This is a genomic window from Streptomyces sp. Q6 (genome assembly GCF_036967205.1).
Taxonomy (GTDB): Bacteria; Actinomycetota; Actinomycetes; order Streptomycetales; family Streptomycetaceae; genus Streptomyces; species Streptomyces citrinus.
This window is the reverse complement of the sequence record NZ_CP146022.1, coordinates 5,157,366-5,169,314: the sequence shown is the minus strand read 5'-3', so window position 1 is coordinate 5,169,314 and position 11,949 is coordinate 5,157,366. Positions and strand designations below refer to the sequence as shown.

The window sequence follows — 11,949 nt, the reverse complement described above, 5'->3', positions numbered from 1 at the left end:
AGCGTCCTGTTTGTCGCGCTCTTCGCGGCTTGGCCGCCGTTGTATGCGGCCTCACCGTGCGGGGGTACGCACGGTGAGGCCGCCCGAAGAGCCCCGAGAATTCACAAAGGGGCCCAGGTCGGGCGGCCCGTCCCCACGGGCCGCCCGGCCTTGCGTCGGTCACGGCCGGGATCGGACCGATGGCTTTCGGCCGTCCGGGCCACCGACGTCGGTCTCGGTCCCTCCATCGGATGTCGACACGTTCGACGCGTTCGACGTACTCGGCAGGTTCGTCGTACTCGGCACGTTCGACGTACTCGGCAGGTTCGACGTACTCGGCACGTTCGACGGAGGAGTCGGGAGGATCCGGCGGAGGGATCAGATGTACTGGCGGAGGGATCAGAGGTTCTGGACGTAACCGCGGACGTAGCTGGGCGCGACGGAGCCCGCGACGCCCCGGACGCCGGTGACCGCGTGCCCCGCGAGCGGCTGGACGTCGGCGGTGACGGTGCCGGTCAGGTCCTGCGCGAACGGGGCGACGTCGCCGACGACCCCGCCCGCGAGCGGCGCCACACCGTCGCCGACCACGGTCCGCGCGAAGGGCGCGACGTCCTCGCCGACCACGGCGTACGCGAACGGCGTCACGTCACCGGTCACGCCGTTCGCCAGTCCCCGCGCGCTGGTGCCGACGCCGTCGACCACGGGCCTGACCTGGTCGGCGACGGTCTCCACGAGCGGCGACACCGCGCCCACGACGCCACCGGCGAACGGCGTCACGTCCCCGAGGACCACACCCTGCGCGAACGGGCCGACCTCGCCGACCACACCGTCGGCCAGCGGCCGCACCTGGCCGGTCACACCGGCGGCGAAGGGCGCCACGTCGTCCCCGACGACCCCCGTCACGAACGGGGCCACGTCCGCGACGGCGCCGTCCGCGAGCACGGTGACGTCACCGACGGCCCCACCCGCGACCGGGAGCACGCCGTGCACGGCGGTGGCGGCGACAGGCGGCAGAACGGCGGTGGCCGTCTCGTCGACGACCGGCCCCGCGGCGGCGCCCACCTGCGCCGGTGCGTCCTGAAGGTGCGGGGCGAAGGCGGACAGGGGGCCGAAGAGGTAGTCGACGTCGGCGTGGGAGGCGGCGGCGTGGGAGGCGGCGGCTTGGGCGCCGGTCCGGGCGTCGGCCTGGGCGTCGGCGACCTGCTCGGTGGCTTCCGTCCTGACGGCGTCGGTCTTGGCGGTGACGGTCTTGGCGGCGACGTGGGAGACGGCCGACTGGGCCTTGCCGGCGACGTTCGTGCGGGTGGTCTTGGTACTGGTGACCTTGGTGTTGGTGACCTTGTCCGTGAGCTGCGAGGCGGTGTCCTGGATGTGGGCGACGTCGGCGGCATCGGTGACATCGGCGACGCCCGCGACGGCATCGCCGGCCACGTCCGGTACGGAGACCGCGTGCGTGGGCAGCTCGTCGGCGCTGGCCGCGGCCGAGCCGAGGGCCCAAGCCCCGGAGACGCCGGCGGCTATGACGATCGAGCGGCGGATGTTCTTGTTCATGGGTACGTCAGTTCCTTCGAATTCCTGGCTGTCCCGGAGAGAGGGGTGTCCGGGGTGGGCAGACCTGTTCCGCCCCCGCGCGGCAGGTCACGAGTGGGGAACTGGCTGCCCTAGCCGGGGAATTCGGGAATGTCGCGATGCCGGTCGGCCACCGGCGCGGGCCGTCCTGACGCCAGAGCGCCGGGCGGCAGCAGCACGGGCACGCGGGCGCCGAACGCCGCCGCGTGCAGATCGCCGTGCCGGGTCGAACCGCCGTCCCCGCGGACGCGTTGGCCGCGGGCACTCCGTCGGGCCGCGCGGGAACGCCGGGCGCGGCAGGCGGTACGGCGAGATGCGCGGAGGCGTCCGCACGGTGCGCATGGGTCCCGCGTACGCCGCTGAACCACGCGGCGCCGAACGTCGTCGGGCCCGTCGACACCACGGGGTGCGACCGACCGGCATGCTTCCCGCCCGACGCCGGACGCGTCCCGGATTCCGGGGCTGCTTCGCGCGGCGACGCCGGGGCGGGCGCGGGCTGCGCGGCCGGGGTTCCGACCAGCCGGGCAGGGCGGGGAGTCCGGGCAGTTCCGGGGTGCCGGACGGCAGGGGCTCGGGGGCCACGGCGGCGAGGCCCCCGACGACGTCCCCGGTCACCCGTGACACCGTGCCGACCACGCCGACGACAAGGTCGGTGGTACGACCGACGACGCCACCGGTGACATCGGCAGTACCGGCAGCGCGGGCACCGAGATGGGCGGCGTCAGCGGTGACACGGGCCGCCGCGCCACCGACGGGTTCCGTCCCCTGCCGCACGGAGTCGACCGCGGGCCGCACGACCTTCTCCCGCACAGGAGCCATCTCCCCCACGGGGACCGTCTCTCGCACCGGGACCGTCCCCCGCACCGGGACGGCATTACGTTCCGGGACGACATTCCGCTCCGGGGCGGCATTCCGCTCCGGCGCCGTCTTCTGCACCGGGGCCGCATGCCGTTCCGGAGCTGTCTCCGGTACCGGGTCCGCGTCCCGCACCGGTTCGACGACCCGCGCACGCACCTCGCGTATGGGTTCGGCCACGTGCTCGCCGACCGTCGTGGAGCGGGGCGCGAGCGTGCCGGGGGTGTCGTCCGCGTGGGCCCGGCCGCCGCAGAGGAGGCCGAGGGCGATCAACCCGCCGAGCAGCAGCGCCAGTTGCAGCGCGCGCCGCCTGGCCGTCGCGCGCAGCGGGCGCGCGTCGGGTGCGGGAAGAATCAGCGGGGAGGTCACGGTGCCGCCGATCCTCGCACGGCACGCGGGAGGCTGCGCAAGCCCCGTGTGACCCCTTGTTACCGATGGGTACTCATATCCGGTTCGCCACCGCTCCCCCGCTTTCCGCCCCCGCGTCCGGTATCGGCAGGGGGCGCTTCTCGATGGCGGCGGCCATGACGTCGGGGAAGAGATCGGGCGTGCAGGCGAACGCCGGTGCGCCGAGCCCGGCGAGCGCCGCCGCGTGCTCCCGGTCGTAGGCGGGCGTGCCCTCGTCGGACAGGGCGAGCAACGTCACGAACTGCACGCCGGACGCCTTCATCGCGGCGACCCGCTTCAGCATCTCGTTGCGGATACCGCCTTCGTAGAGATCGGAGATGAGGACGACGACCGTCTCCGCGGGCCGGGTGATCTGCGACTGGCAGTACGCGAGGGCCCGGTTGATGTCGGTGCCGCCGCCGAGCTGGGTGCCGAAGAGGACGTCGACGGGATCGTCGAGCTGGTCGGTGAGATCGACGACGGCGGTGTCGAAGACGACCAACCGGGTCTGGATCGACCGCATCGAGGCGAGTACGGCCCCGAAGACGGAGGCGTAGACGACGGACGCCGCCATCGAGCCCGACTGGTCGATGCAGAGGACGACTTCCTTCTTCACGGACTGCGAGGCCCGCCCGTACCCGATGAGCCGCTCGGGCACGATCGTGCGGTACTCGGGCAGGTAGTGCTTGAGGTTGGCCGCGATCGTGCGGTTCCAGTCGATGTCGTGGTGGCGGGGCCGGGTGACCCGGGCGCTGCGGTCGAGGGCGCCGGTCAGCGTGGCACGGGTACGCGTGGCGAGCTTCTTCTCCAGGTCCTCGACGACCTTGCGCACGACGGCCCGTGCCGTCTCCTTCGTCGTCTCCGGCATCGCCTTGTTGAGGGAGAGCAGCGTGCCCACGAGGTGCACGTCGGCGTCGACGGCCTCCAGCATCTCCGGTTCGAGCAGCAACGCGGACAGGCCGAGGCGGTCGATGGCGTCGCGCTGCATGACCTGGACGACGGACGACGGGAAATAGGTGCGGATGTCTCCGAGCCAGCGGGCGACGGACGGGGCGGACGCCCCGAGGCCGGCGCGGCGGTCGGCTCCGCGTCCCTGTGCGTCGCCGCCGCCGTAGAGGGCGGTGAGGGCACCGTCCATCGCGGCGTCCTGACCTGCGAGCCGGCACCCGGTTCCCTCGGCCGCGTCACCCCCGAGCACAAGCCGCCACCGCCTCAGCCGCTCGTCGCTGTCATGTGTGGTCCCGGTCATCTGGCCGCCTCCAAAAGGTCGTTGCTGCACCACTCGTCCGCCACCTGCCAACCGCCACCTGCCACCTGCCACCTGCCACCTGCGCTGTGCGTCGCCGGATGGACGGGCGGTGGCTGGCTGATCGCGCAGTTCCCCGCCCCCCTGGGACACGCACCTGCGATGCGGCATCTCATCGGCGACATCGACATCTGATCGGCAGCGCCTGATCTGCGGCGCCTGATCTGCGACGCCCGCTCGGGGAAGGCCGCGCGCAGCGCCAGCCTTCGGGGCGCGGGAAACCGCGCGACCAGCCCCCACAACGGCCGTACCCGGCAACGCACCCCACTCCCTCACCCGGCACCGGCCCCCACACGCGCCCCGCCCCCCAGCAGCATCCGCACAACTGCCTCCACCGCATCCCCCCGCTCCACGTCGGTCTCCTCCCCGAACCCGTGCACGGCTCCCGCGCCCGGCACCGGCCCGCCCGCGGAGGGCCCACGCCGCACGAGCTCCCCCAAGGTGCGCCGCACCCCGGACTCGTACGCCGAGAACGTGCGCCGCAACAACGGCAGTACGTCGGTGAACGCCTCCGGGCCGACCCCCGTCAGCCACGCGTCCACCAGCGCGAGCAACCGCTCGTCGTGGACGAGGAGGAGCCCGCCGGAGCCGCCACCGACGAAGCCCTCGATCCACGCGGCGGCCTCGCCAGGGGGCGTGCCGGGCGAGAGGGCGAGGCTCATGAGGCGCGCGGCCTCCTCGTCGTCGAGTGCCCCTTCGTCGAGCAGGATCCGCGCGCACCGGCCCCTGACGATCCCGGCCACGCTGTCCCGTACGGCGAGCGTGCGCAGCACCGCCCGCCAGCGGTCGTGCAGTTCGGCGTCCTCCAGGAGCGCGACGGCGGAGTGCACGGCGTCGACGTGGCCGCGCATCGCGGTCGCCGCGTCGGCGTCGAGCCCCGCGCACGCCGGGGGCAGGCCGACGAAGACGCGGTGGGCGAGGCCCGCGGCGACGTCGGCGAGGGCTCCGGTGTCGGTGCCGCGCACGTCGCCGTAGCGCAGGGCGCGGACGAGGGCGGGCAGGGCGCGGGCGAGGTGGCCGACGTCCGTGTCCAGGGCGGCGCGGTCGGCGAGCACGCTCATGACGACGGGCAGCGCCCGTGACAGACCGGCGCGCAGGCAGAGTTCGGCGAGCCCCGTGACGTCGGCGAGGGCGGGCGCGGCGACGGCGTCGGCCTCGGCCTTGGCGGTCGCGGCGGCGTCCACGGTCGTGCCCCACACGCCGGCCTCGGCGACCCGCACCGACAACTCGGGCTCCCAGCGCAGCCGCCACGTCTCGCGGAAGGTGCCGGTCGAGCCGCGTGCGGACCTCGCCGGTTCCCCCCAGGCGACGCCGAGCAACCGCAGCCGGTGCAGCAGCCGGCTGCGCGCGGAGTCGGTGTCGCTTCGAAGATCGAGGTCCACCTCCTTCTCCAACGCGGCGGGTTTGAGTCGCAGGGTGCGCTGCTGCCGGGTGAGGTCGCGCTGCAACGGCACAGCGGGCGCACTCTCCGGCACCTCGCCCAGGACGTCGCCGACGACGAGCTTGTCGTGGATGAGCGACAGCGGGACGTCGGAGCCCTCGCACAGCACGGCCCGCACGGCGTCGGTCGTCTCGGTCAGCCCCGCGAGCGGCCGCCCCCGCATCACGGCGAGGGTCTCGGCGAGCCGCACGGCCTCGATGACATGGGCGGACGACACGATGCGGTCCTCGTCGCGCAGCAGCCCCGCGACCTTGGTCAGCCATCGCTCCACGGGCCGGTCGGGCACGCTGAACAGATGCCCGTACCAGCCGGGCGACTCGATTCCCGCGCCGTAGCCGCTGGCACGGGCGAGGCGGCGGTGGGTCCACGGCACCCAGGTCATGTCGACCTTCGCCTTGGGCAGCCCCTTGAGCAGGGCGCGGTCGGCGGTGACGGTCGTCCTCTGCCGCAACGCGGGCACGTGCCACGCCCCGCAGACGACAGCGACCTCCTCCCCTGCCCCGAACTCCTTCTGCGCGGCGCGTACTTGGAGCCTCATATAGGCCTCGCGCACCAGGTCACGGCCGTGCCCGCCGTCCCCGAACGATTCGCGTAGCGCGCCCATGGCCTCGCCGAGGGCGGTGAAGGCATCGCCCTCACGATGCTCGACGACGTCCTCCCACCACCGCTCCGCGTCGTCGTACCCAGCGGTCTCGGCGAGAACACGCAGCGGATCGACCCGCACATCGGGAGCCCCCGCCTCTCCCCCGACCTCCCCCTCTCCCTCCACCTCCCGCATCGCGAGACCGTGCGCCGCAGGCAGATCGATGAATCGAACCGGCACCTCGTGCTCCAAGGCCCACCGGAGGGCCACCCACTCGGGCGAGAACTCGGCGAACGGCCAGAACGCCGACCTCCCCGGCTCGTCCACGACGTGGGCGAGGAGCGCGACGGGCGGCCGCATACCCTCCTCGGCGGTGAGCGCGACGAGCCCGTCGGCCTCCGGCGGCCCCTCGATCAGCACCACGCGCGGTGAGGCGGCGACGAGCGCGCGCCGCACGGCTCGCGCGGACCCGGGTCCGTGGTGCCGCACGCCGAGCAACAGGGGCGCGGTCATGCGCTCACCTCGCGGCAGGCCCGGTAGAAGTCCTTCCACCCGTCCCGCTCACGCACCACGGCCTCCAGGTACTCCTGCCAGACGACCCGGTCCGCCGCCGGATCGCGCACCACGGCGCCGAGGATCCCGGCGGCGATGTCCGAGGGGCGCAGCACACCGTCCCCGAAATGAGCGGACAGAGCCAGGCCGTTGGTGACGACGGAGATGGCCTCGGCAGTCGACAACGTGCCGCTCGGGGACTTCACCTTCGTACGGCCGTCGGAGGTCACGCCGTCGCGCAGTTCACGGAAGACGGTCACGACCCGCCGGATCTCGTCGATGCCGTCGGGGGTGCTCGGCAACTCCAGCGAACGGCCCACCTGTTCGACCCGCCGCGACACGATGTCGACCTCCGCCTCCACGGTCGCCGGCAACGGCAGCACCACCGTATTGAAGCGGCGCCGCAGGGCACTCGACAGATCATTGACCCCCCGGTCCCGGTCATTGGCCGTGGCGATGACATTGAAGCCACGCACGGCCTGCACCTCCTCCCCCAACTCCGGTATCGGCAAGGTCTTCTCGGACAGGATGGTGATCAACGAGTCCTGCACATCGGCGGGAATGCGCGTCAGCTCCTCGACCCGCGCGGTCATCCCCTCCGCCATCGCCCGCATGACAGGACTCGGCACCAGCGCGTCCCGGCTGGGCCCGTGCGCGAGCAGCTGCGCGTAGTTCCACCCGTACCGGATGGCCTCCTCCGGCGTGCCGGCCGTGCCCTGCACGAGCAGGGTGGAGTCCCCGCTGACGGCGGCCGCGAGGTGTTCGGACACCCAGGTCTTGGCGGTACCGGGAACACCGAGCAGCAGCAGCGCCCGGTCGGTCGCCAGGGTCGTCACGGCGACCTCGACGATGCGCCGGGGTCCCACGTACTTCGGCGTGATCACCGTGCCGTCGGGCAGCGTGCCCCCCAGCAGATACGTGGCGACGGCCCACGGCGACAGACGCCAGCGGGCGGGCCGCGGCCGGTCGTCCTGCGCGGCCAGAGCGGCGAGCTCCCCCGCGAACGCGTCCTCGGCATGCGGCCGCAGCGCCTCGCCCACGGTCTGGTCCTCGACAGAAACGGTCATGACGTATCCCCCTCCAACTCACGCGACTCACGCAACGCGAACCACCACGACGAGACCGGGATCCCGCTCTCGTCGCGTGCTGGATCCCACCGTGCACCACGCCACTGACAATCGCCCTCGCCCCCACCATCCCCGCAGGTCAAGCCAGTTGAAGGCCCGATTGTCAGTGGCGGGATCTACCGTCGAAGACATGACTCAGCAGGGGGTGCGCTGGACGGCGGACCAGGTGCTTGCACTGGCACCTGACGCGGCGTCACGCAAGGCGGGAAGCAAGCTCGGGACGGCGGGACCCTGGTCGCAGACCGGGAGTTCGAACGAGGGGGCGGTATGGGGACAGTGCAAGGGGAGCGGCAGCAAGCCGTACCAGACGATCGTGGACATGAGCGGGGCGGTCCCGGCGTACAAGTGCAGCTGTCCCAGCCGCAAGTTCCCGTGCAAGCACGCACTGGGACTCCTGCTCCTCCGCACGGCCGGGGACACACAGGTACCGCCCGACCAGACACCGCCCGACTGGGCGGAGCAGTGGCTGGAACCCCGCCGAAAGCGAGCCCACCCGACGGACCACAACCCCACGACTCCCACCACCACCGACACTCCGTCCCCCGCGGACCCGGAGGCGGCGCGCCGCAGGGCGGAACGACGGGCGCAGCGCATCACGTCGGGCACCACCGAACTGGAGCAGCGCCTCGCTGACCTCCTCCGCGGCGGCCTGGCCCAGACGGAGCAGGCCGGCTACGGCCTGTGGGAGGAAGCGGCGGCACGCATGGTCGACGCCCAGGCTCCCGGACTGGCGTCGCGCATCCGCGAGTTGGGAGCGATCCCGGCGACCGGCCCCGGCTGGCCCGTCCGTCTCCTGGAGGAGTGCGCGCTCCTCCACCTTCTGAACCAAGGCTGGCTGCACCGCGAAAGGCTCCCTCCCGACCTGGCCACCACGGTCCGCACCCGCGTAGGCCTCCCGCCGACCCCCACCGCGCCCCCGATCCGGGACCGCTGGCTGGTCCTGTCCCAGTACGACACGACGGACGGCCACCTCACGACCCGCCGCATCTGGCTCTACGGCACGGAAACGACCCGCACCGCGCTGCTCCTCTCCTACGGGGCAGCAGGCCGAGCCCCCTCCCTGGCCCTACCCCCCGGCCAATTCCTGGACGCGGACATCCGCCCCCACCCCGGAGCAGCCCCCCTCAGAGCCGACCTGCACAACCACCCCACACCCACACCCACACGCCCACCCCAAACCCCACCCCCAACCCCACCTCCAACCCCAACCCAACCCACGACGCATCCCAGAACTCACCCCACGACGCATCCCGGGACTCACCCAAGGACCCACCCCGGGACTCATCCCGCGGGAGTCGACACAACCACAGCCCTAACCACCTACGGCACGGCACTCTCATCCGACCCGTGGCTGGAGTCCTGGCCGGTGACCCTCGGGGATGTCATACCGGTGCAGACCTCGGAGGGCGACTGGCAACTCGCGGACGCGGAAGGCAAATCGGCCCTCCCCCTCACCCCGCAGGCCACCGCACACTCCGGCTTGTGGCGCCTGGTGTCCCTCTCCGGTGGGACCCCGATCACCGTCTTCGGTGAATGCGGCCACAAGGGCTTCACCCCCTTGTCCACCTGGACGAGAGAAGCCGCAGGACTGATCCCCCTGCGCTGACCGGCGAAGCGCAAACGGCCCCGCGGCCGCCCACGAACGCGAGGGGACGTGTCGGGGTACCCCCGCAGGACTCCGCAGGAATGCAGTGCAGGACGCCGCGACATTGGTCGTCCGGAAACGACGAGACCCATCCGGCCGAGGAGGTACCCCGACACGGCCCCGCACCCCACCGAGCCCGAGGCGTACAACGGAGAGGCACATGACGACACCCACGCCCGCACCTCCCACCTGGGAAGACCTGGTCACCACAGCCCTGCTGGGCACCGACCGCCGCCCCGGCGTCACGACCCCGAGCACCCCCCAGGCCCTGCTGGACGAGGCCGCCCTACAGACCGTCCGCCGCCGCGCGGCCTGCGCCCCGCCACAGCCGCCCCCGCCCCGAGCCCGCCGCGAACGACCCCCGCCCACCCCTGCCCGCCCCGGCCCGCCACCGCCTGGCGATGCTGCTCACCGACCGCCCCGGCACCGGCACCACCCGCCGAGGCTCCACCCCCGACCTCCTGGAACTGCTCCCGCAGTGGCTCGCGGCGGCCAACAGCTACAACTACGCTCCCCCGCCCGAACTCCTACCGGCGCTCCTGGACGCGGCAAGAGGCCGCACGGACCTGCGCCCGCAGGCCCTCAGGTTCGCAGGACCGCGCGCCCTGTGGCTGGCGAGGCTCAACCCGGACTGGAAGTTCGCCCTGCGCGCGACCCCGGGTGCGGGCACCACCCTGCCCGCGCCCGATGACGCGGAACAGGTGGAACTCCTCTGGCAGGAGGGCCTGTTCGCGGAGAGGGTCGCGCTCCTGGCATCCGTCCGCGCCCACGCCCCGGCCACGGCCCGCACCCTCCTCGCCGCGACCTGGTCCACAGAGCGCGCCGAGGACCGCCTGATGTTCCTCGACTCCCTGCGCACAGGGCTGACCGACGCCGACGAGCCGTTCCTGGAGCAGGCCCTGACCGACCGCAGCCGCAACGTAAGAGCCACGGCGGCCGAGCTGCTCTCGGCGCTGCCGCACTCCGCCCTGGCCGCACGCATGGCGGACCGAGCCCTGTCCTGCGTAGCGCTGGACCGCACCACGCACACGGTCATCGTCGAGGCCCCGCACGAGTGCGACGCGGCGATGGAGCGGGACGGCATCGTGCCGAAGCCGCCGGCGGGCCGGGGCGAACGATCGTGGTGGTTCGGCCAGTTGGTGGAGGCGGCACCCCTGGACCGCTGGCCGGCGAGACTGGGCGGCCGCTCCCCGAGGGAGATGGTGGCGCTGCCGGTAGCCGACGACTGGCGCGGGGAGCTGCACGCGGCGTGGTGCCGGGCGGCGGTGAGACAGCGGGACACCGCCTGGTCGCGAGCGCTGCTGGGGGCGCCGACGTCACCCGACGCGGCGGGCCCGGGAGCGGTGTCGCTGGCGGAGCGGGCGAAGCTGCTGGGGGCGCTGCCGGGTGAGGAACGGGCGGAGTGGGTCGCACAGTTCATCGCGGCGCACGGCCTGTCCGAGGCGTTCCAGTTGCTCGGGGTGTGTGAGACGCCCTGGGCGCGGCCGCTGGGCAGGGCGGTGGTCGACGCGCTCAACATCGCGCGGGACGCGGGGAGTTACCCATGGAGTTTCAGCGGAGTGATGGGCCTGGCCGAGCGGTGCCTGGACCCCGAGGAGGCCGTGCGCCTGGAAGGGCTCACGGCCACGGTCGAGGACCCGCAGGACGCGGCACCGGGGGCCGGCGGCTACTGGGCGGAGGCGTTCCAACGCCTGGTCGGAACGCTACGCCTACGCAAAGCAATACAAACCGAACTGGCGCCCGCGTAACGGAACGACCTGACCAACAGGAGCAAAAGCGAGAACCCCAAAAACCCAAGGAGCACCAGAAACCCAAGGAGCACCAGGACCCCCAAAAGCCCCAGGAGTATCAGGAACCCCAGAAGAACAAGCGAGCCCTACGCCCCGGCAGGCTGCCGCACGTTGGCCCGAACCCAGTCCACGATGGAGGCGGTGGTGGCCCCGGGCGTGAAGATCTCGGCGACACCCTTCTCCTTGAGCGGAGCGATGTCGGCCTCGGGGATGATGCCGCCGCCGAAGACCTTGATGTCCTCGGCGTCACGCTCCTTGAGCAGCTCGATGACGCGCGCGAAGAGCGTGTTGTGCGCGCCGGAGAGGATGGAGAGCCCGATCGCGTCGGCGTCCTCCTGGATCGCGGTGTCCACGATCTGCTCGGGCGTCTGGTGCAGGCCCGTGTAGATGACCTCCATACCGGCGTCGCGCAGCGCCCGCGCGATCACCTTGGCCCCGCGATCGTGGCCGTCGAGTCCCGGCTTCGCGACGACCACGCGGATCGGACCGGCTGCCACACCCATCACTGCCTCCCTGAAGTGAACGAACGTTATCGACAGCATCCCGCAACCGGCCGTTTCACGGTGCGGACCGAGGGGGAAATCACACGGTGGGACACGTTCGCTGCGCGCCACGCACCCATCGGGCGGCATATGAGCCGTATTCGGGGCCGGCGCGAGGGGAGCCGCTACGAGGTCGCCGGGCCACCGTGCCGACAGCCGCACGGCACGGTGGC

General features: G+C 72.7%; 6 protein-coding genes and 1 pseudogene. 2 read left to right on the top strand and 5 right to left on the bottom strand.

Annotation, left to right across the window (positions count from 1 at the left end):
• Positions 1–378: 378 nt before the first annotated feature.
• From V2W30_RS24150 to V2W30_RS24135, 4 genes are all read right to left on the bottom strand, one after another.
• The gene (locus V2W30_RS24150) at positions 379–1,530 is read right to left on the bottom strand and encodes a hypothetical protein (RefSeq protein ID WP_338699669.1); all 1,152 of its coding nucleotides are present in this window, start codon (positions 1,528–1,530) and stop codon (positions 379–381) included.
• A 1,315-nt stretch (positions 1,531–2,845) separates the two neighbouring features.
• The gene (locus V2W30_RS24145) at positions 2,846–4,039 is read right to left on the bottom strand and encodes a VWA domain-containing protein (protein WP_338699667.1); all 1,194 of its coding nucleotides are present in this window, start codon (positions 4,037–4,039) and stop codon (positions 2,846–2,848) included.
• Between the two features lie 329 nt (positions 4,040–4,368).
• Entirely contained in the window at positions 4,369–6,633 is a 2,265-nt protein-coding gene (locus tag V2W30_RS24140; protein WP_338699665.1) for a DUF5682 family protein, read from the bottom strand.
• Positions 6,630–7,739, bottom strand: coding sequence for an AAA family ATPase (locus V2W30_RS24135; protein WP_338699663.1), 1,110 nt, complete (start codon positions 7,737–7,739; stop codon positions 6,630–6,632). Before V2W30_RS24135 ends, V2W30_RS24140 begins: the two co-directional genes overlap by 4 nt.
• Before the next feature lie 190 nt (positions 7,740–7,929).
• Here V2W30_RS24135 and V2W30_RS24130 point away from each other — a divergent pair, with 190 nt between their 5' ends.
• Together V2W30_RS24130 and V2W30_RS24125 are read left to right on the top strand one after the other, a co-directional pair.
• Positions 7,930–9,405, top strand: a complete 1,476-nt coding sequence (locus V2W30_RS24130) for an SWIM zinc finger family protein (protein ID WP_338699661.1) — start codon at positions 7,930–7,932, stop codon at positions 9,403–9,405.
• Positions 9,406–9,604: 199 nt separating this feature from the next.
• A pseudogene (locus tag V2W30_RS24125) lies at positions 9,605–11,192 on the top strand (DUF5691 domain-containing protein).
• 128 nt (positions 11,193–11,320) lie between these two features.
• On the opposite strand, the gene V2W30_RS24120 reads toward V2W30_RS24125, so the two are convergent.
• Positions 11,321–11,737, bottom strand: coding sequence for a cobalamin B12-binding domain-containing protein (locus V2W30_RS24120; RefSeq protein ID WP_338699659.1), 417 nt, complete (start codon positions 11,735–11,737; stop codon positions 11,321–11,323).
• Between the last annotated feature and the right edge of the window lie 212 nt (positions 11,738–11,949).

What these genes read in the sequence shown, in the direction of transcription:
- V2W30_RS24150 (WP_338699669.1), bottom strand. Translation starts at nt 1,530, where the DNA reads ATGAACAAGAACATCCGCCGCTCGATCGTCATAGCCGCCGGCGTCTCC.
- V2W30_RS24120 (WP_338699659.1), bottom strand. Translation starts at nt 11,737, where the DNA reads ATGGGTGTGGCAGCCGGTCCGATCCGCGTGGTCGTCGCGAAGCCGGGA.
- V2W30_RS24145 (WP_338699667.1), bottom strand. Translation starts at nt 4,039, where the DNA reads ATGACCGGGACCACACATGACAGCGACGAGCGGCTGAGGCGGTGGCGG.
- V2W30_RS24135 (WP_338699663.1), bottom strand. Translation starts at nt 7,739, where the DNA reads ATGACCGTTTCTGTCGAGGACCAGACCGTGGGCGAGGCGCTGCGGCCG.
- V2W30_RS24130 (WP_338699661.1), top strand. Translation starts at nt 7,930, where the DNA reads ATGACTCAGCAGGGGGTGCGCTGGACGGCGGACCAGGTGCTTGCACTG.
- V2W30_RS24140 (WP_338699665.1), bottom strand. Translation starts at nt 6,633, where the DNA reads ATGACCGCGCCCCTGTTGCTCGGCGTGCGGCACCACGGACCCGGGTCC.